This is a genomic window from Paenibacillus alginolyticus DSM 5050 = NBRC 15375 (assembly GCF_000422905.1).
GTDB classification, from domain to species: Bacteria; Bacillota; Bacilli; order Paenibacillales; family NBRC-103111; genus Paenibacillus_E; species Paenibacillus_E alginolyticus.
In genome coordinates, this window is record NZ_KE383951.1 from 13,149 (window position 1) to 31,971 (window position 18,823).

18 protein-coding genes are annotated in these 18,823 nt (G+C 46.0%); 12 read left to right on the plus strand and 6 right to left on the minus strand.

The features are described 5' to 3' along the window. Positions 1 to 210 precede the first annotated feature (210 nt). Positions 211 to 810, minus strand: a complete 600-nt coding sequence (locus G519_RS0140530; protein ID WP_029199386.1) for a nitroreductase family protein — start codon at positions 808 to 810, stop codon at positions 211 to 213. A gap of 236 nt (positions 811 to 1,046) precedes the next feature. Here G519_RS0140530 and ligD point away from each other — a divergent pair, with 236 nt between their 5' ends. Next, positions 1,047 to 1,931: a non-homologous end-joining DNA ligase gene (ligD, locus tag G519_RS0140535; protein ID WP_029199387.1), complete on the plus strand. Its 885-nt coding sequence runs from the start codon at positions 1,047 to 1,049 to the stop codon at positions 1,929 to 1,931. A gap of 28 nt (positions 1,932 to 1,959) precedes the next feature. Here ligD and cls read toward each other — a convergent pair whose 3' ends face one another. Beyond that, on the minus strand, positions 1,960 to 3,387 hold the full coding sequence (cls, locus tag G519_RS0140540; RefSeq protein ID WP_029199388.1) for a cardiolipin synthase: 1,428 nt from the start codon (positions 3,385 to 3,387) through the stop codon (positions 1,960 to 1,962). A 202-nt stretch (positions 3,388 to 3,589) separates the two neighbouring features. Between cls and G519_RS47060 the strand changes: the two genes are divergently transcribed. From G519_RS47060 to G519_RS0140560, 4 genes are all read left to right on the plus strand, one after another. Further along, positions 3,590 to 5,266, plus strand: coding sequence for a spore germination protein (locus G519_RS47060; protein ID WP_409372041.1), 1,677 nt, complete (start codon positions 3,590 to 3,592; stop codon positions 5,264 to 5,266). Further along, positions 5,253 to 6,428: a Ger(x)C family spore germination protein gene (locus G519_RS0140550; protein WP_051254207.1), complete on the plus strand. Its 1,176-nt coding sequence runs from the start codon at positions 5,253 to 5,255 to the stop codon at positions 6,426 to 6,428. Before G519_RS47060 ends, G519_RS0140550 begins: the two co-directional genes overlap by 14 nt. Before the next feature lie 2 nt (positions 6,429 to 6,430). Next, entirely contained in the window at positions 6,431 to 6,661 is a 231-nt protein-coding gene (locus tag G519_RS0140555; RefSeq protein ID WP_029199390.1) for a hypothetical protein, read from the plus strand. Positions 6,662 to 6,727: 66 nt separating this feature from the next. Next, entirely contained in the window at positions 6,728 to 8,095 is a 1,368-nt protein-coding gene (locus tag G519_RS0140560; protein WP_029199391.1) for a GerAB/ArcD/ProY family transporter, read from the plus strand. A 59-nt stretch (positions 8,096 to 8,154) separates the two neighbouring features. Here G519_RS0140560 and G519_RS0140565 read toward each other — a convergent pair whose 3' ends face one another. Continuing rightward, positions 8,155 to 9,246 (minus strand): ParM/StbA family protein, encoded by a 1,092-nt coding sequence (locus tag G519_RS0140565; RefSeq protein ID WP_029199392.1) that lies wholly within the window; start codon positions 9,244 to 9,246, stop codon positions 8,155 to 8,157. Positions 9,247 to 9,445: 199 nt separating this feature from the next. On the opposite strand from G519_RS0140565, the gene G519_RS0140570 reads away from it, so the two are divergent. From G519_RS0140570 to G519_RS0140580, 3 genes are all read left to right on the plus strand, one after another. Beyond that, a complete protein-coding gene (locus G519_RS0140570) occupies positions 9,446 to 10,477 on the plus strand; it encodes a M23 family metallopeptidase (RefSeq protein WP_029199393.1) in 1,032 nt (343 codons plus the stop codon). Positions 10,478 to 10,482: 5 nt separating this feature from the next. After that, complete coding sequence (locus tag G519_RS47065) at positions 10,483 to 10,935, plus strand: bactofilin family protein (RefSeq protein ID WP_051254209.1); 453 nt, start codon at positions 10,483 to 10,485, stop codon at positions 10,933 to 10,935. 80 nt (positions 10,936 to 11,015) lie between these two features. After that, positions 11,016 to 11,750, plus strand: coding sequence for an HAD family hydrolase (locus G519_RS0140580; protein WP_029199394.1), 735 nt, complete (start codon positions 11,016 to 11,018; stop codon positions 11,748 to 11,750). 78 nt (positions 11,751 to 11,828) lie between these two features. Here the strand turns inward: G519_RS0140580 and G519_RS0140585 are convergent, their stop codons facing one another. Together G519_RS0140585 and G519_RS0140590 are read right to left on the minus strand one after the other, a co-directional pair. Beyond that, a complete protein-coding gene (locus G519_RS0140585) occupies positions 11,829 to 12,773 on the minus strand; it encodes an ABC transporter permease subunit (RefSeq protein WP_208860938.1) in 945 nt (314 codons plus the stop codon). Continuing rightward, positions 12,757 to 13,689, minus strand: coding sequence for an ABC transporter ATP-binding protein (locus G519_RS0140590; protein ID WP_036635881.1), 933 nt, complete (start codon positions 13,687 to 13,689; stop codon positions 12,757 to 12,759). The genes G519_RS0140585 and G519_RS0140590 overlap by 17 nt, the downstream gene beginning before the upstream one ends. Before the next feature lie 197 nt (positions 13,690 to 13,886). Between G519_RS0140590 and G519_RS48360 the strand changes: the two genes are divergently transcribed. Next, the gene (locus tag G519_RS48360; RefSeq protein ID WP_029199397.1) at positions 13,887 to 15,086 is read left to right on the plus strand and encodes a sensor histidine kinase; all 1,200 of its coding nucleotides are present in this window, start codon (positions 13,887 to 13,889) and stop codon (positions 15,084 to 15,086) included. 142 nt (positions 15,087 to 15,228) lie between these two features. Next, complete coding sequence (locus tag G519_RS0140600) at positions 15,229 to 15,921, plus strand: response regulator (RefSeq protein ID WP_029199398.1); 693 nt, start codon at positions 15,229 to 15,231, stop codon at positions 15,919 to 15,921. 71 nt (positions 15,922 to 15,992) lie between these two features. Here the strand turns inward: G519_RS0140600 and G519_RS0140605 are convergent, their stop codons facing one another. Further along, the gene (locus tag G519_RS0140605; protein ID WP_029199399.1) at positions 15,993 to 16,460 is read right to left on the minus strand and encodes a hypothetical protein; all 468 of its coding nucleotides are present in this window, start codon (positions 16,458 to 16,460) and stop codon (positions 15,993 to 15,995) included. 127 nt (positions 16,461 to 16,587) lie between these two features. Here G519_RS0140605 and G519_RS0140610 point away from each other — a divergent pair, with 127 nt between their 5' ends. Both G519_RS0140610 and G519_RS0140615 read left to right on the plus strand, forming a co-directional pair. Further along, positions 16,588 to 17,859: an MFS transporter gene (locus G519_RS0140610; protein WP_029199400.1), complete on the plus strand. Its 1,272-nt coding sequence runs from the start codon at positions 16,588 to 16,590 to the stop codon at positions 17,857 to 17,859. Between the two features lie 421 nt (positions 17,860 to 18,280). Beyond that, positions 18,281 to 18,598, plus strand: a complete 318-nt coding sequence (locus tag G519_RS0140615) for a transposase (RefSeq protein ID WP_029199401.1) — start codon at positions 18,281 to 18,283, stop codon at positions 18,596 to 18,598. Positions 18,599 to 18,823: the final 225 nt, after the last annotated feature.

Consider the following 18,823-nt stretch of genomic DNA (forward strand, 5'->3'; position numbering starts at 1 on the left):
ACCACAAATGTTTGCTGAGAGAGCCGTAATGGACTTCTCACCGTCGATAAAGTAGCAAAGTGTCGCTGAGAAGTCCGAAAAAGACTTCTCGAAGCCAGAAGGATTATAACTGTCTGATTTTGTTCTTCAACACAAAAAACCACCCCACCGTCAAAGGACGAATGGGATGGCTTTTTTATAAGGACGAATTAATGGCTAGACTCACATTTCTTATTGAAAAAACTTCACTCTGTCTTCGAGTGGTTGGAACTCTTTATCACCCGGTGTAAAAGTTGGTTTACCGAATGGCATTTGGGCAAGCAGCTTCCACTCGCTTGGAAGGTTCCACGTTTGGGCAACTTCCTCGTTAATCAGAGGATTGTAGTGCTGCAGCGATGCGCCAAGACCTTCTTGCTCAAGCGCTGTCCATACTACAAATTGCAGCATGCCTGAGGATTGATTGGACCAGATCGGGAAATTGTCAGCGTAAGCAGCAAATTGCTTTTGCAGATTCTCTACGGTTGTCTCATCTTCAAAGAACAGCACAGTTCCATACCCGCTTTTGAAACTATTGATACGTTCCTCTGTTGGCGCGAAGCTGTCAGCTGGTACGATCTTTCTCAGGGTTTCCTTCGTAATGTTCCACAATTTATCGGATTGCTCGCCGAATAAGACAACAACTCTTGCACTTTGTGAGTTAAAAGACGACGGTGTATGTTTCACTGCCTCATTCGCAATCTCTTGGATGCGTTCATTCGAAACGACCACTTCTTTGCTCAGTCCATAGTACGTGCGTCTTTCTTTTACTGCAGCTAAAAATGAGTTACTCATATTTATCTCTCCTCCGCTTCTATCTTCTGATAGAATTAAGTTTTAGTATACAAATAAGAATCAACTTCCACTTAATATGTTACTTACTAAATATTGTTAACTTTCATAAGTATTGTATGAATCCATCTTTTTGTCAAGCAAAATCTCATGACATTTCAACAGGTCGTAGAAGTTTGAGATCCCTCCCTTCGGGGAATAATCGGATATAAATCCATATTAGGAGGGACGAATGATACATGGCGGTCACAACCAAAGGAACGCTGCTCGTGGAAGGGCATGAGCTGACGATTACGAACCCGAACAAGCTTTTATGGCCTGAAATGGGAATTACCAAGGCCGATTATCTCGCTAAATTAACCGAGTTGTCTCCTTTTCTGCTGCGCTACTGCCGTAATCGCCACTTAACAACGATTCGTTTCCCTAACGGGTATAATGAAAAATCCTTTTATCAAAAAAATGCCCCCGATCCGGTACCTAGCTTCGTGAAGCTGGCGCCGCTGGATGGCATTAATTACATCAATCTAGACTCGTTACCCACCCTGATTTGGCTGGGTAATTTGGCTTGTTTGGAGTTTCATCCCTCCTTCCACCGAATTGGCGAGACACTGCCCGCAGAATGGGTGATCGATATCGATCCTTCGCTAGAGGAAGAGCCGCGTATTATGGAAGCTGCCCATATCATTGGAGAAGTGTTGGATTCCCTCCATATTCAGTCAATTCCCAAAACCTCAGGCGCTACGGGTGTTCAGATCTACATCCCTATTCAGCATGGCTACACATTTGAGCAGCTTCGCCGTATCGGTCATTTTATTGGCGCCTTTGTAGTAAAGAAATATCCCAATCTTTTTACCATCGAAAGGTTCAAGAAAAATCGCGGCGATAAAATTTACGTAGACTATTTACAGCATTGGTATGGAAAAACTTTATCCGCACCTTACACACCACGCGCCAAAAAGGACGCCTCTGTTTCCACCCCCCTGTTATGGAAAGAGGTTGAGCTGCGTCCTAGCATCCGCGATTTCAACTTAAATACGGTGATGAACCGTTTGAAAACGTACGGCGACCTCATTGAGAAAGTCCCTCTACAAAATTTGAACGCCATTTTAGACCGTCTCAAATAATACAGTAGCCTTCTACAGAACTACTCCATTAAAACAAAGGGGATAATAATCGGGCAATAACTTCCTTCCCCTTTTCCATACGGGATCTCCTCTCAAATTCAGCTAATTTCAACTCAACACTCTCCTTCAAATCCTTTAGAAAATCTGCCTCTAAGCGCTTAATTTCATCCTTATTAAACATTACGGCATTCAATTCAAAGTTGCTAAAAAAGCTGCGCATATCCACGTTCGCTGTACCTACTGTAGCCATCAAGTGGTCAATGATCATGACCTTGGCGTGCATGAAGCCTTTGCGATATAGATAGAACTGTACCCCCGCCTGCATCAGCTCAAGCAGATACGATCGCGATGCGTACTGAACGATTTGGGAATCTGATTTATAAGGGAGAATAATACGGACATCGACACCGCTGATTACCGCAGTTTTGAGTGCCATCGTGATGCTGGGATCTGGAATAAAGTATGGCGTAGTCATGTAAATTCGCTTCTTAGCTGCCATAATGCCTGCGAAAAACATCTCCTGAATAGCATCCCAGTGGGCATCTGGACCGCTTGAAATAACCTGGACCAACGAAGCTTGCGGTTCATTATGCTCAGGAAATAACGTTTCTTCAACCAACCGCTCCCCGCTAACGAACATCCAGTCTGTCATAAAGGTCTGCTGCAAATAATAGACCGAGTCACCGCGCAGCATGAGATGGGTATCCCGCCAGAAGCCAAGCTTTCGATCTTTCCCTAAGTATTCATCGGCAATATTAATACCGCCAACGAACCCTACCAAGCCATCAACGACAATAATTTTCCGATGATTGCGATAGTTCATTCGTTTATCGAAGAAGGCAATGAGCGGCCGCAAGAAAGGATGCACGTCAACCCCAGCTTGCTTAAACTTATTGATGTAAGCCGTAGAAAGTGTATAGCTGCCTACCCCGTCATAAATAACTCTGACCTTGACACCCTCCTTCGCCTTACGAATCAGAAGTTCTTGAAATCTCACACCAGTTTCATCATGTCTTATCGTATAAAATTCAAAATGGATATGACTTCTCGCCTGTTCAATCGCCTTTATCATAGCCTCGTAAGTGACTTCCCCATTGGTCAGCACCTCTACTCGATTCTTCGGAGTAATGGGTGAGCCCGGAATGCTATGAAGCAGTCCACAAAGTCGCGGCTCTTCGAACAGCTGATAATTCCCCGCATTGTTCGCTATCGACGCCGATTCCTGATACATCCATTGATGTTTAATTTCATCCATCTTGCGACGTCCTCTGCGCCTAACCATTTTCCTTTGGGTATATTCCTTAGCTAAGAAATAGTACATGATAAATCCGATGATTGGAAAAATAAACAATACGAGCAGCCAGGCTACCGTTTTAGCCGGTCGTTTGTATTCGCCGATCAGAATCGTGGCGGTCTGAAAGATGAATAGCAGCAGTAGTATGACAACCCACAACAAAAGCTTCATCTCCTCTACCAATTTCCCCGTATTTCTTGTCCTGATAGCTTTTGCCAAGGGCTTCTCATCTATACCCATCCTACAGTCTGGGCTCGACCGAATAAAATTTTCCAACTTTCGTAATAAAATCCTTTCATTTCGAGAAAAATAAAAAACGCATTCCTATAATCTTCATCCAGATTGCGGCAGGAGGGCCCCTCGCATGGTTAAAGCATCCAAACAATTGATGAAAAGTATCCTGCGTAAACGCCCGTCAGACAGGATCGGTGAGAATGATGAGCAATCGGAGCTTATTGATTCGCTTGACTATCATTTCATCGAAGAACTTAAGGAAACTAAATTATCGCTTCTTCTACATGAAAATCATGAATTTATTAAAGCCATGTTTCAGGACTGCTCTGATGTTGTTGTCCGTGAATTCGAGATCGAGCCGCACATTCCGGCACTGCTTCTCTTCGTTGATGGACTAACTAACACCCAACTGCTCAACGAAACGATGAAATCGTTAATGATTCTGGGTGGCGGCCAAACAGCGATCGACCGCATCGCAGGTACGATACTGCCGGTGTCTCAGACACAGATCTCCGATAATTACGGAGACCTGCTCGTTTCTGTTTTGGGCGGGGATACCGCCCTGCTCGTGGAAGGCAACGCGAAAGCCATTCTGCTTGGTATTCGCGGTACAGATAAGCGCTCCGTTGGCGAGCCAGAAACGGAAACTGTCGTACGCGGACCGAAAGAGGGTTTCGTGGAGAGCATTCGAACGAACACCTCTATGATCCGCCGCAAACTAAAGACGCCTAGATTGAAGATGAAATCTATGAGCGTCGGCAAAGAGAGCAATACCGCTCTTGTCGTCTGTTATCTCGACGACTTGGCAATGCCCTCCCTGATTGAGGAAGTGGTCAAGCGGATTGAGCAAATCAAGATCGATGCCATTTTGGAATCAGGCATGCTTGAAGAACTCATCCAAGATGATGCGTATTCGCCCTTTCCACAGATCCAATACACAGAACGGCCAGACGTTGTTGCTAGTGCTCTCCTACAAGGACGAGTGGCCATTCTCGTTGATGGCACACCCTTTGCGCTCATCGTCCCTTTCGTATTTATACAGGTTATGCAAGCGAGTGAGGATTATTATGAACGATTCCAAATCGGTACACTATTACGCTTGCTGCGTTACATCTTCTTGTTTCTGTCACTCACGGCACCTGCTCTGTATGTCGCTATAACGACGTACCACCATGAACTACTACCGACAACACTGATGTTAAGTGTTGCCGCCGCCCGTGAAGCGATTCCGTTCCCAGCCGTTGTTGAGGCGTTCATCATGGAAATTACCTTCGAAGCTTTACGCGAAGCAGGTATCCGATTGCCCAAAGCGGTCGGCTCCGCTGTCTCCATCTTAGGTGCGCTCGTTGTTGGACAAGCCGCTGTTCAAGCCGGCATCGTTTCCGCACCGATCGTTATCGTCGTATCCATTACCGGGATTGCTTCGTTCACCATCCCGCGCTATAACGGCGCCATCGCTATTCGTATGCTGCGTTTTCCCTTTCTAATCATTGCCTCCGTATTCGGTTTCTACGGAATCATCTTCTGTTTGTTGATTTTGTTCGGACATATGGCGAATTTACGTTCCTTCGGAGTGCCTTATTTATCCCCATTAGGACCGTTATCCGCTGGAGACTTACAGGATTCGCTGATTCGCTCTCCTTCGTGGGCGATGGAGAAACGTCCTGCATTTATGGCGATTCAAGATACAGAGCGCATGGATAGCAAGCTGCCTCAGCAAATCAAGGAGGACGGAGGCGTAGACGGAAGCAGAATTCAGCATGAGCATAAAGCGAGTGAGGAGGGCAATTCAAATGACTCATCGTAGGCGTCTTTTCGTGTTTGGGATGATGATCACCCTCGTGCTGACATTCCTGACTGGCTGTTGGGATCGCACCGAAACCAACGATATCGCCTTTGTCCTCACCTCCTCCATTGATCTAGAGGACGATGGCAAGTATCGCGTTACCTTTATGCTACCCCTCCCCGGTTCCATGGGCGGCGCCAGCGGGGGTGGAGGCGGTACGAGTGGAGGGGGTAAAAGTTACTATATAGATTCGGAGGTCGGAACGACGATACGCGACGCAACAAGTAAACTGCAGATGCGAATATCGCGCAGACTGTTTCTGTCTCATCGACGTACGATCGTCCTAGGCGAAAAGCTTGCCAAGGCAGGCATTGGCATCATGTTTGACGATGCGGCACGGACACCGGAGAGTCGGCTGACCTGCTTTCTCGTCGTAACGAAGGGCAAAGGCTACGACCTGCTGAATGCGGAGCCCAAGTTTGAACGTTTTCCCTCCGAAGTCATTCGGGAAATAACCAAATCGAAACGCGCGATGGCGACATCCACGAAAGATATTGGCCTTGCGCTTAGCTTTAACAGTGATCCTATTTTGAGTTACCTCGAAGCCAAAGAAACTCAAGGAGCCAAGGAGCCCTCTCAAGAAATTCAGTTAATCGGCTATGGTCAGTTCAAAGGAGACCGAATGGTTGGCATTTACAAGAACCAGGAGGCGAATGGACTCATGTGGCTGAGAAACTATGTTAGAGAGCATCTTCTCACTTTTCCGTTCGAATCAGGCAAAGATATCTCCATTCTAGTTAAGGAAGGACATGCCAAAATCAAACCTATACTGCAAGGGGACAAGGTCATCTTTGAACTCTCGCTAGAAGCTAAAGGGGTCATTGGTGAAGATTTATCCGAACAAGATCTCTACAAGCCGGAGTCCATCCACAGGGTGGAGCGTAAATTTGCAGAGCAAGTGAAGAAATGCGTCCAAGCCGCCATTAAGCAAATGCAAAAGGAAGGGACCGATTCAGCGCAACTGGGTTTAATGATTTGGAGAAGTCATCCTAATACGTGGAACAACGATTTAAAAGAACGGTGGCGAGCTGTGTTTAAAGAAGCTGAATTCCGCATCAAGGTTGAAGCCTCCATCACCGAAACCGGTCTTATCAATCAGAATGTGACCAAAGATGGGAGATAGACATGAACAACATATTTATACTGAGCTTTCTATTCATTATGATTGCCAGCCTTTTGATAGACCGCAAGGTTCTTAAGCATCAGAAAGGCAGCGTAAAGGCGGCATATGGGTTAATTACCTTTGTCACATTCGTACTCTTTATCACCAAATATTTAAACATACCGATTCCGATGCCATCGCGCTTCTTTATCCACACGGTCTCCCCTTGGTTTAGTCATTTAATGGGCATTTGATTGCAATTTAGCATCAATAATACAACAGTGATCAGCCCTGAAGCAATCGAAAAGGCGGTGTCTTTCATGGATAAAAAACAAGTGATTAACCAGAGACAGCTGGCGTGGCTGGCCTCATCCGTCATCACAAGCGGAGGCATCTTTACGTTGCAAAATGTACTGATTCGAGTAAGTGAGATGGATGCGTGGTTCAGCTATATCCTATCTGTTTTCTATATATTTGTTATTGCAGCCTTTTTCGGATATTTAGTGAAGATGTTTCCCAAGCTGAACATTTTCGAAATATCCATACATGTGCTGGGGCGCTGGGGCGGTACTGCCGTCAATCTGTTGATTTTGTTCCACTTCTGGCAAATTCTCGTGCAGGATATGGCTTCCGCGTCGAAATACAATTCCACGTTGTTGCTGCATAACACACCCTTGGAAATCTTAGTTCTGATGTCCTGTTTGTATCTAATTTATTTTGGGAGAAGCAGCGTTGAAATCGTCGCTCGCGTCAATGACATGTTCTATCCTCTCTTCGTCATCGCGACTTTGTCGATGCCGCTCTTGCTGTCGAACGAATTCAACCTTCAGCTCGCTATGCCCGTTCTCACAATGCCGTTCAAACAATTGGCCTTCAGTAACCTGCTTGCTATCGGAAGCGCGGGTGATATTTTCATTCTCGGCGCCTTTCTGCACACGATGTACAACGCCAATCAGATCCGTTCCGCGATCCGACACGGGTCCCTGCTCGGTATTTGCCTGTTCACGCTTCTCATTTTTTTGGTACTTACCGTTTTGGGACCGAAAATGCCAGCGAACTTCATATATCCCGCTTACAATTTGGTGCAAGTGATCCATGTGACGGATTTCCTCGATCGGCTTGACATCGTTCTCATGACCATCTGGTTACCCGTACTAGGTTGCAAAATGATCGCGATTTATTTGGCGATTCTCTTAGGCATTAGCTCAATCATCAAGGAGCGCAACTATCCCATCATTAACAAGCAGGTTGCCCTCTTGGTGGCGCTTACGACGATTCTATCGTTCAAAAGTATCACGGAGGTGCTCGCCTTCGCGAATTTCAGCATGCCGCTCATCGTACTGGGATATCAGCCTTTCGTGATCGGCATCCTCTTCGCTGCCGCGAGGATCAGGCTCCGGAAGCAGCCACAACCAGCAGTGTCACCCAGAGAGAATGGGAATTCTAATGCCCCTCCCGAACAGATGACCAAGATCACTGCGCGATTTTCTTACAGGCAATGGGTATGGCTGGGCAATATCCTCATGGTCTTTTCTACAGGCTGCATCGTCATCGGACTTGCCTTCGGCAAGTACAAGCCCATCATGAGCACGGCCTGCGCAATGTGTTTTGCTTGTTGTCTATTCCTTACGGTCCTGACAACTTATATGGAGGTGAGCCTTTCAAAGCAATCAGAAGTTGGTAAATGATTTAGCGGCAAAAAAAGGCATAAAAAAAACGCACCCGCATAAACAGGTGCGTTACATGGCTAGACAGGAACTGATTGGCTTAACCGACTTTTGGCCACTTTCAAGTAGCCATACATATTTAGATATTCGCTGTCATTCGCGAATCGAAGTTTTAATGACCCTGCAACTTCTTGGATGTATGGCTTCAGCGCAGAGGCACCTCCACCAATCACATAGAAGCATTGAATATCGGGATATTTGCGCCAGCGCTTTTTGATCATCTCGATCATTCGCAAAGCCGCACGGCGGAAATGTTGATCCACGATCGGTCGAATATCGACCTGGCCTTCGCCAAGAAGTTGAATCGTAAATTCACGATTCTTCACTCGCTGCACCAGCTTCGCGCGGCTTGGAAACACGTACCCATAAGCATCTTCGACATCGCGAATGACGGCATCTAGATAGGTTGCGATGCCAATTTGCTCGCCATGGCTGAAGTGATTGTCAATCGCCATCCGTTTGATAACAGGGAAGTCCGTTGTCAGCGCGCCGATTTCGCAAACGCCGATGCAGCCGTTGTAAATCTCTTCATCCTTGACTTGCAAGCTGTCATGCGTAGCCAAATGGAACATAGCTGCGGCCCCTTCAATGGAGACTGCAACCTTGCGAACCGATACTTTAATCTTGCGATTTTGGAATTGTGGAGTGGATAGGAACGTCACTTCATGCTCACCAAGAAGTCTTTGCTCGAATTGCTGGTTAAACTTCGCAAACGCACGCACAGGCAAACCGGTTCCGAGCGAATATTCGACTTCGTCTACATTTCCGTACCCGGCATTAAAGGCTTGGTGGGTGAGACCTTGATAAGCTAGTGCAGTAAGCGCAACAATAAGGGATTGATCCGATATCGCTTTATTATCCGTGTCTTCAAGCTCCAGGTTATCTTCGTGTTCCAAAGCAAGTTGTCCGACGAAATAACGTTGATTTCTTTGTGAAAGGGATGGACTGTAAATCATTACATCCAGCGCTTTCAATGGTGAATCTTCTTCCTGCAAAATATGTCTTTCGTATCCCGGCGCAATGATATTCGGGATCACTAGCGGTTCTCTAGAACCATCCAGCACCAGTTTAATACTATCGTTCCCTATATCGATACCTGCAAGCTTTATCATTAGCGGCTCCACTCCATATCTACAACTTCCTGTATTTGTTAAGTACATTCGATTATATCCGACAGGATTCCTTCCTACTTTCGACTCATTTTATGTAGGACTAGTAGGTATAAGGAAGGTTTTTATCAGAATATGACGAATGAAGTACAGGAAACGTCATTTACCAAATTCAACCACGACAGGAGACAATCAAGCCTTTATGAAGCTCAACTGGAAACCCAAAAAACTGACACTAGTCATCATTCCAGATGCCAATCAATCGGTCGTCAGGTTTCGTATTCCCCATCTATTCGCTTATATGTCTGCAGCATGCTTATCCGTGCTGCTGCTAATTTCTATAATCACTTATGCGATGCATACAAGCACCTTGAAAGAGGCTAGCGCTCTGCAGTCTAAGCTAACAGGAGCTAACCAGCAGTGGAGTGCTGCATTAAATTCCAAAGACAAGGCCATCGAACAATTACAGAATGAAGTGATTCAACTGTCTCAGCAAGCCGAACAGATGAAAACAAAAGTCGAAGAAATGAAGAAATTCGAAAGTGATCTCAAATCGATTGCCGGGATCGACGCAAACACAACCGGGACAGCCGTTGCCAGCACGTCACCCAGCACACAGGATAAACCTGCGGATGCAGATGGAAAGCTCCCTGCCCTTGACAGCGGCATTGGCGGAAGTCCTAATCCAGCTTCTCAGGAAGACGTTATAAAGCTTGGCGAACAGACGTTAGCTTCCTTCACGGCACTTAACAACGAAGTGACAGAGCTGCAAACCAACTTGACCGTAACGAAGCAAAAAGTTGCCGATAAGCAGCAATTGCTTCGCATAACTCCAACCCTGTGGCCAACTACCACTAAGGTCGTCACATCGACGTTCGGTTACCGTACGGACCCTTTTACGCATCGTCCAAGCTTTCATTCCGGCATTGATTTCGGTGCCCGTGAGAATGATCCTGTCTATGCGACCGCAGACGGCAAAGTCGTCAGCGCGGGGAACGATATGTTCCACGGCAACAATATCGTCATCGAGCATTCTAAGGGATTACGCACTTGGTACATGCATTTAAATAAAATTTTAGTGAATAAGGGAGATTCCGTGGAAAAAGGTAGTTCTATTGGCCTAGTCGGCTCCACGGGACGCAGTACCGGACCTCATCTGCACTATGAAGTACTCAAAAATGGGGAAAGCATCGATCCCAAACCTTATCTCAAAGCGACTCGAAAGGATGAATAACCACCATGTTTAAGAAAAAGAAAGACTTCATGAATCCGAATACAACCGACACTTTGATTGGAGAAGGCACAACCTTTGAAGGCCGCATCAAATCAGCAGCGAGCATTCGAATTGAAGGCGGCATTACAGGTGATATCGAGTGCGCAGGGGATGTTATTATTGGGGAAAATGGCGTTGTAAAATCCAATATTTCGGCAAGAGACGTTGTATTGGCAGGAAATGTGCAGGGTAACATCATCACCAAGGGCAAGCTGACAATTACTTCTACAGGTTCCCTTCAAGGCAATATTAGCGCGGCTTCCTTTGTTATTGAAGAAGGTGGACAATTCCAAGGAAATAGTAAAATGGACTCGAAAACATCAACATCGGCTCCTATTCAAAACGGTGAGCAAGAGAACGGGAATAAACCAGCCTCATCCGCCAATGGGGCCTTTAAGGGGAATACGGTGGCTATGTAAGGGTCTCGCCTAGGCTTGGGGTTAGGCGCATGGTATAATAGTTGGAAATTCATTTCTAACTGATGCAGGAGACAAAGCCTATGAGAGAACAGACGATACTTTTTGATCTTGATGATACGTTGGTGCATTGTAATAAATATTTTGACTTCGTGATTGACCAGTTTATCGATCTTATGCTTACTTGGTATTCCGGGCATGGACTTATCGCGCAGGACATCAAGCAGAAGCAGCTCCAAATCGATCTCGCTGGCATCCACATTCATGGCTTTATGCCGGATCGTTTTCCCAAATCATTTGTTGAAACGTACCAATGGTTCGCCTCACAATATAACCGTCCAACGAATGTAAAAGAAGAATCCTGGTTGATGCAATTAGGCCACACTGTTTATGAATACACGGTAGAGCCTTATCCACTCATGAACGAAACACTCGATCATCTCCAGCAAGCCGGACACCGACTGTTCCTATATACCGGCGGTGATGCATCCATCCAAATGAAAAAAGTGAAGGATTTGCACTTAGACTCCTACTTTGATGATCGCATCTTTGTTACGGTGCATAAGACGAGAGAATACATGGAAACGATCATGAACGAACAGCGTTTTGATCGCAACCACACATGGATGATCGGCAACTCGATCACGACAGATGTACTTCCTGCGCTTCATGCGGGTATTCACTCGATTCACATTCCTGTACAGCAGGACTGGGAGTACAACAAAGGTACCGTTGACATCACTCCCAAAGGGGCGTTCTATCAGTTGAACTCCCTGCAGGAAGTTCCCGAAACCATCCACGCGTATATACAAAAATGAGAAAAGGACGATTCCAAAGGTTTCATAACCTAGGAGTCGTCCTTTTTTGTATCCGTTATTTGCAAGACCGCCCGAGAATCAGGCGGCTACATCGCGTCTGCGGAATATTTCCCATGAAAGCACATTAAACAATAAGAAGTAGAAGAGCAACACAGTTATCGAGAAACCAAGCGTCATCCCTTCGGCCAGCGGCTGCCCCTGTAAGTAGGGAGTAAGATCCGTGTTGGCGAACAAAAAATATTTGCCCCAGCTGTATCTCATCAGCAATAGCGTAATAACTTGCCCCGCGAACATGATGAAAATGCTAAGACCAATGGCTAGTGAGGAGCTGCGAAATACGGTCGAGATCATAAAGGCCATCGTCACGATCATGACGAGTTCGATCAACTTTAGTCCATAGGTTGCAAATACATACACCAGCATACTCCCTTCCTGAACTTGTCCCGCTGCATTTACAGTCAAGTGTGGAAGGTTTAGACTCTGAAATCCGTAGAGGAACCCGTTCACAATCAGAGATGTAATAAACATCAAAATCAGTAGAGTAGCTGCAAACAGCAGCGTTGTTAGATACTTTGACAAGAGAATCTTCGCTCGGCTAGCAGGACGAATAAGCAGCAGCTTAATTGTCCCCCATGTAAACTCACCAGCGACCATATCTCCGGCAATGATCACGGTAAATAACGTAACCAACATGATTAATCCCGCTGCGCTTAGGGTGCCGCCCCATAAGGTATTATCTGTCGGAGGGTAATTATGATCCAACATGTATTGCTGGAGGGCTATGTCTTCCTTCATTTGCTGTTTAAATTTGGCCGGTACATCCGGATTTTCCAGCTCTTTCTGATTGTGCTCTATCGATTCCGCCGCTCTTGTCTTCCATTCTTCATTTGCTCGATCACCTGAATGTGAGAACAGTGCAGCTAATACAACAATGACAATCAATAATATACCGAGAATCCAAGTACGAAGCCTACGATATATTTTCATATGTTCATTTCGAATGAGATTAAGCAATCGGATCACTTCCCGTCATCTCTAAAAATTGATCTTCCAGGGATTTGGTTGCTGCTCGGATGCCGTAGACTGCAATCCCTGCCTCTACAAACCTTCTATTCCACGCTGCTGTCTCTTGCTTATCAAGAATCAGGATAATCTCATCCCCAGCCAATTCCACTTGTGCTCCATGCGCGGCTGCTACTGTCAAGGCTTGATCCATTGACGCCACCTCAAAAGCCACCTGCTGCTTGCCATCCGCCTGACCGAACTCTTTAATCAGTCTAACGTCCACCAGCTTCCCGTTCTGAATAATGGCGACACGGTCGCACATCAGCTCCATCTCCGAAAGTAAATGACTCGACACAATGACTGAAATTCCATCCTCGCGGGTAAGCTTCCGTAAATGGTCACGCAGCTCGCGAATACCTGCTGGATCCAGCCCATTCGTAGGCTCGTCTAGGATCAGCACAGACGGCTTATGCAGTAAAGCTTGAGCAATTCCAAGCCTTTGGCGCATACCGAGGGAGTACGTTTTGACCTTGTCATGGATTCTATTTTCCATACCAACAAGATCAATGACCTCCTGAATGCGGTCTTCCTCAATGCCCGGGAACATTCTCGCGTAATGGACCAAATTATGATAACCACTCAGAAACTTGTACATCTCCGGATTTTCCACAATAGCGCCAACATGACGAATCGCTTGCTCAAAATGGGTGCGAATCGAATAGCCGCCAATCCGTATATCCCCCTCTGTGATCGACATGAGTCCGACCATCATCCGAATGGTTGTCGTTTTTCCCGCTCCATTCGGACCAAGAAACCCAAACACCTCGCCCCGCGGCACCTCAAAGCTTAATTTATCGATAATCGTCTTAGAACCGATTCGTTTCGTAATTTGATCGATTTTTACTATCGGCGTAATGGCATCTGTTGCCGTCATCTTTAACACTCCCCCTAACTTTTAAACCAATATAACCCAATGCTACCCTACCTGAACGGCTTTGCCTAGTAATCTTCCTAAGAATAGTCATAGAGCAAGGTCACAAATGATCATCAAACCATATGACTGCGCTCACTATGGCTTTTTCCTGATTTTATGTACAATGATCTTAAGATCTTGTGTAAAGGAGTCCTTTTATGATTCAAAGAAGACCTTGGCACGGTGTGGAGTGGTCCCTATTTATCGTTTTGACCGGTTCTTCGCTGCTTGGCCTGCTTTATGCGCTTCTGCATATGCATGAGCATGAACTAACGACTACCATCCAAACCATATTAGCCATCCTCCTGTCCTATGGCGTTCCATTTCTATTCTGGAGACCGGCGTACATCAACTCTACTTTCTATCCGATTGCCGTGCTGCTGACAGGTATTCCTCTACAAATCTATCTTTCATGGATGCAGCAGGATGCATACCTTACTATTAATTGCCCATTAATGGTCATTGGATTCCTCACCGACCGAAAAAATGCTTGGTGGACCGCTCCCATATTTATGGTCGCTGTGCCCGTTGAGTATTTTTTCATCCTGCATAGCGGGATGGGGGTTGGTCAATTATCTAGCATGATCTTAAATGCTGTGCTTTTCTTTGCCATTGGCCTTAGCTTACAACGGGTTGTGACTTCGAATGAGAAGACCGAAAAGCTTTTAGCCGAGAACCAACGTCAGTATCATTTAATCCATGAGCAAAATAACGCATTAGAGCAGTACGCCAACCAAATCGAACAGCTTACGCTGCTTGAAGAGCGCAACCGGATGGCACGCGAATTGCACGATACAGTAGGTCATACGTTTACTTCCGTCATCATGGGGATGGACGCTGTGTCCTACCTGATCGAAGCTGCGCCAGACAAAGCCAAAGAAAAGCTGGACGTACTGCGTAGTGTAACCCGCAATGGACTCGAAGAAGTACGCCGCAGCATTCATCAGATTGTTCCCGAGGGCGATATGCTGCTTTCCCAACAATTGACGAGACTGGCCAACGAATTTGCCCTTCATACCGGGACCCAAATCCGATTCACGACCGTAGGTGAGGAATTCGAAATTCCGAAACAAACCAAACTTTCGCTCATTCGTTGTCTGCAAGAATCACTGACCAATGCCAAACGGCATGGTCGGGCTTCCACTGTAGAAGTTACACTGACATATTCCGATGATTTAGTCGACATTCGCATTGAGGACGATGGCATCGGTACGGAGCAGCTGAAAGTTGGCTTTGGTATCAACGCCATGCAGGAACGCATATTTGCTCTGCAGGGTACGCTGCAGGTTAGTTCCACATTAGGTCAAGGTACTGTCGTCCATTGCTCCATTCCTGCCAAACGTTTGCCTTCCTTCTAAATCCTTTCCCGTTGGAAGCTCTGGGTGGTACAATGTGGATATAAACTCAAGCAGCACTTTCGATGCCAGTTTTTCTGGCGAAAAACTCAGTAACGCTTTCGATGCCAGTTTTTCTGGCGAAAAACTCTAAGGAGGACCAAACATGAACACGACCCCGCTTAAACTTCTCCTGGTCGATGATCAGGATTTAATAAGAGAAAGCCTACACATCGTGCTTGATATGGATCCGGATATTCATGTCGTCGGTTTGGCTGAGAATGGTCACTTAGCTATAAGGCAGTGCGAAGAACAGCAGCCTGATGTGGTGCTCATGGACATTCATATGCCTGTCATGGACGGCGTTGAAGCAACCCGCCAAATCAAAGCTGCATGGCCACAGATTCGTGTCATCATCCTGACAACCTTCCAGGAAATCAGCTATGTCGTTGATGCCCTAGGAGCGGGTGCCGAAGGCTATTTGCTCAAAGCTATTCATCCAAAGGATCTGGCGGCCGGTATCAAATGGGTGCATCAAGGCGGTACACTCATCCCGCAAGATATCGCAAGAATGCTCGTCAAGGAAGCGAGAGGCGCTGCTGATCACACACCCACATCGCAGGGTGCCGGGCTCAAAGCTGTGGAGGAGCAGGTTCGGGCCGATGCGTATGGACTCAGCGAGCGTGAAGTGCAAGTACTGCACTGTATCGCCGATGGCCTCAATAATAGAGAAATTGCCGAAAAGCTATTCTTGTCCGAAGGCACTGTGAAGAACTATATTTCCAGCATATACTCGAAAATGGACGTCCGAGATCGCGTGCAAGCATCCAAGAAAGCTCATGAGGAAGGGATGCTGTAGATTTTCAACTGCACTAAGACAAGGAAAGACCGCCCTTCGACTAGGAAGATGCGGTCTTTTGTTCTTTTTAACTATCCGAAAAGCTTCTCCAGTAACGACTTCTTTCGTTTCCTAATCTTTTTGTAGCTTTTCACCCTGGAATATGTCGGCTCCTCATCAGCTGGTTCAGACAGTTCAGATGAATAAAGCGTCAGTAGAGATTCTTTATCAACGTCCTGCTGTTGTACGTCGGTATCCATATCTGTCGGCTGCTGCACGACAATGATCCCATTGGCCAACTGCTCTTGAAGCTTATGTTCAATTTGATATTTAAATTGCCGCAGCAATTGTTCTTGTTGTTTGTTCTGGAGTTCAAAATGCGCATGAAGCTGCGTTTGAAGATCCGCTACCTGCTGGGAGAGGAGCACAACTGCTTTTTGCAGAGAATGAAGATGCTGTGTACCGATGGGTTCGTCCATTTCAAACTCCTGAAGGTCCTCCCCATTCTCAGCTAGCAGTGCATGCAGTTCCGCCGCCGAAATGAGCTCCTCTTTCTTCATGTGCTCCCCTCCAATCCGTACATTCTAGGCTCACGCAGCGTCGTGCACGCTCACCTGCTCCTTCTATTGTACATGATGTGTATGAATTGTTCACCTTTTGATTCTGTGAGTTAGGAGTAAATCAAACATGCAATTAGAATCCCAGCTTAAAAAGAAACAGCGGGTACTCGATAATTTCCTGATACCTTTCGTAAAATCGCGTTCCTTTCCTTATCTGTGGCTTAGCCAACTCATATCCATGCTGGGCGGTTCTGTTACTACCGTTATTTTACCCATGGTTGTTTATTCCCTAACAGGTTCAACCACGATGATGGGCATCGTTATGGCTGCTTATATGCTCCCTTACGTAATCATGCTCCCCTTTTCCGGCTGGATCGTCGATCGTTATGATCGCGTTAAAATTATGATGCTATCTGACATCGTCCGATTCATAACCATGTTAGCCATTGCTGTGCTTATTTTCACTAACACCTTATCCATCCATGTTTTATTCGGACTTGTAGGCATCTATGGCCTCATGGAAGGCCTATTTCATCCAGCTTATTCAGCTGTACGCGCCACCGTATTCACACCCGAAATTCGCAATGCAGCTAACGCTCTGACACAAATGAGCAATCAAGGCGTCCGACTCATCGGCCCCGTCCTCGGCGGACTTCTGATTTCCACCTTATCAGCCAGTTACGGCTTCGGATTAGATGCACTGACCTATCTATTTTCCTTTCTTTGCTTGCTCTTTTTGGTTAAAAAATCGCTTTACACACCAACCATCAAACAATCCGCAGATCAACCCTCGACTTCGTGGAAGAGCGAATTTCTAGAAGGCATTAAGATTCTCAAAGGTCATCCCTGGCTTTGGATAACGATCCTTGCCTTTTCGTTCATTAATATTAGCTATAGTGGAATTAGTGTCATTCTGGTTCCATGGTTATTCAAAGTACATCTACAACTAGATCCATTGATATATGGTATCGGGATTACATGCTCCGGCCTTGGAGCTATCGTTGCAGCACTCATTTTTGGCTCTAAAACAAAATGGCCACATCGAGGTCTACTCGCCTACGGCTCTGTACTCCTCAGCGGCGTGGCATTGCTGCTCTTGCCTTTCACCTCTTCACCGGTCATTCTAGCTTTGCTGATGGCGGTAGAAGGCTTTGGACTTATGATCTTCGGTCTTATCTGGGAGACCAGCTTACAGGAGCTTGTACCGGCAGAAGCCTTCGGCCGAGTGGTCAGTCTGGATCTGTTAGGCTCCTTCGCCCTGCTGCCCGTGAGTTATTTCCTAGTCGGCTGGATTGCTGATGTTATTGGCGGGATTACGACCATAGCGATATTCGCTTCGATTGGCATCGCCATTGTTGCTAGTGTGCTTTGCGTGCCGGCTATTCGTCGGTTCCAGTGATTGGTTAGGGCATCTGATGGAACCGCGAAAGGGAATGTCTATTTTACTTAATAATTGCTATAATGCTAGCGTGGCGGAACGTCAGTGCGTTTCAATTTTGAGAGCAGACGATGGATAGATGTGATACTCCCACTGCTATTGTTCGACGACAACTAAATCAGGGTCAAAAAAAGGGACTGTCACATAAGGCGTTCATCTTTAGGCTGTCTCTGTTTTCACTGTTGCACTACATAGAAAACCTACCGTTAATTTAGGTATTTTCTCATAAAAAGCTAGTTTACATGGAAAATCTCCCGTTATTTCTGATGTTTTCTCTCCGAATAGCGATTCCCCCTAAATTAGAGGGAGGTTTGCACCTAGAATAAGAAGTGGACACCTCACTAAGAGAATTAGATAATAATCATAACTAGGAGGTGTTCACATGAGTGGGCAGCGGAGATCATTCAATGAAGAATTTAGACGTCAAACAGCAAAGCATTTGCAAGAGCAGACAAAGTCTGTAGAGGAGATTGCACTCGAACTGGACATACCTGCGAAAACGCTACATGCTTGGAAAGCAAAATACCGCGAATTTAAAAACGAATCCGTCAATCAAAGTGAACGGGTTCGAGAACTCGAGCAACTATTGAAAGAAAAAGAACGTCAACTGAATCAAAAAGACCGCCGTTTAGCTGATGTAGAAGAGGAATTGGCTATCGTAAAAAAGGCGGTGCACATCTTCAGCAAACCAAAGAATTAAGGTTTCAATTCATTGAAGATCATCGCTCTGAGTTTCCAGTGGAGAAGATGTGCAGCGTGCTTAAAGTATCCAGGAGCGGCTATTACAAATGGCGTACGGCAGCACCGTCCGAACAGCAAAAACACAAAGAGATGCTAACAGAGCGGATTAAGTTTCACTTTAAGGACTCTGATCAACGGTACGGAAGTCCAAGGATCTGGAATGAACTTAAAAAGGAAGAATTGC

Coding starts and splice junctions, on each gene's coding strand:
- G519_RS0140530 (WP_029199386.1), bottom strand. CDS start 810: ATGAGTAACTCATTTTTAGCTGCAGTAAAAGAAAGACGCACGTACTAT.
- ligD (WP_029199387.1), top strand. CDS start 1,047: ATGGCGGTCACAACCAAAGGAACGCTGCTCGTGGAAGGGCATGAGCTG.
- G519_RS47060 (WP_409372041.1), top strand. CDS start 3,590: ATGGTTAAAGCATCCAAACAATTGATGAAAAGTATCCTGCGTAAACGC.
- G519_RS0140550 (WP_051254207.1), top strand. CDS start 5,253: ATGACTCATCGTAGGCGTCTTTTCGTGTTTGGGATGATGATCACCCTC.
- G519_RS0140555 (WP_029199390.1), top strand. CDS start 6,431: ATGAACAACATATTTATACTGAGCTTTCTATTCATTATGATTGCCAGC.
- G519_RS0140560 (WP_029199391.1), top strand. CDS start 6,728: ATGGATAAAAAACAAGTGATTAACCAGAGACAGCTGGCGTGGCTGGCC.
- G519_RS0140565 (WP_029199392.1), bottom strand. CDS start 9,246: ATGATAAAGCTTGCAGGTATCGATATAGGGAACGATAGTATTAAACTG.
- G519_RS0140570 (WP_029199393.1), top strand. CDS start 9,446: ATGAAGCTCAACTGGAAACCCAAAAAACTGACACTAGTCATCATTCCA.
- G519_RS47065 (WP_051254209.1), top strand. CDS start 10,483: ATGTTTAAGAAAAAGAAAGACTTCATGAATCCGAATACAACCGACACT.
- G519_RS0140580 (WP_029199394.1), top strand. CDS start 11,016: ATGAGAGAACAGACGATACTTTTTGATCTTGATGATACGTTGGTGCAT.
- G519_RS0140590 (WP_036635881.1), bottom strand. CDS start 13,689: ATGACGGCAACAGATGCCATTACGCCGATAGTAAAAATCGATCAAATT.
- G519_RS48360 (WP_029199397.1), top strand. CDS start 13,887: ATGATTCAAAGAAGACCTTGGCACGGTGTGGAGTGGTCCCTATTTATC.
- G519_RS0140600 (WP_029199398.1), top strand. CDS start 15,229: ATGAACACGACCCCGCTTAAACTTCTCCTGGTCGATGATCAGGATTTA.
- G519_RS0140605 (WP_029199399.1), bottom strand. CDS start 16,460: ATGAAGAAAGAGGAGCTCATTTCGGCGGCGGAACTGCATGCACTGCTA.
- G519_RS0140610 (WP_029199400.1), top strand. CDS start 16,588: ATGCAATTAGAATCCCAGCTTAAAAAGAAACAGCGGGTACTCGATAAT.
- G519_RS0140615 (WP_029199401.1), top strand. CDS start 18,281: ATGAGTGGGCAGCGGAGATCATTCAATGAAGAATTTAGACGTCAAACA.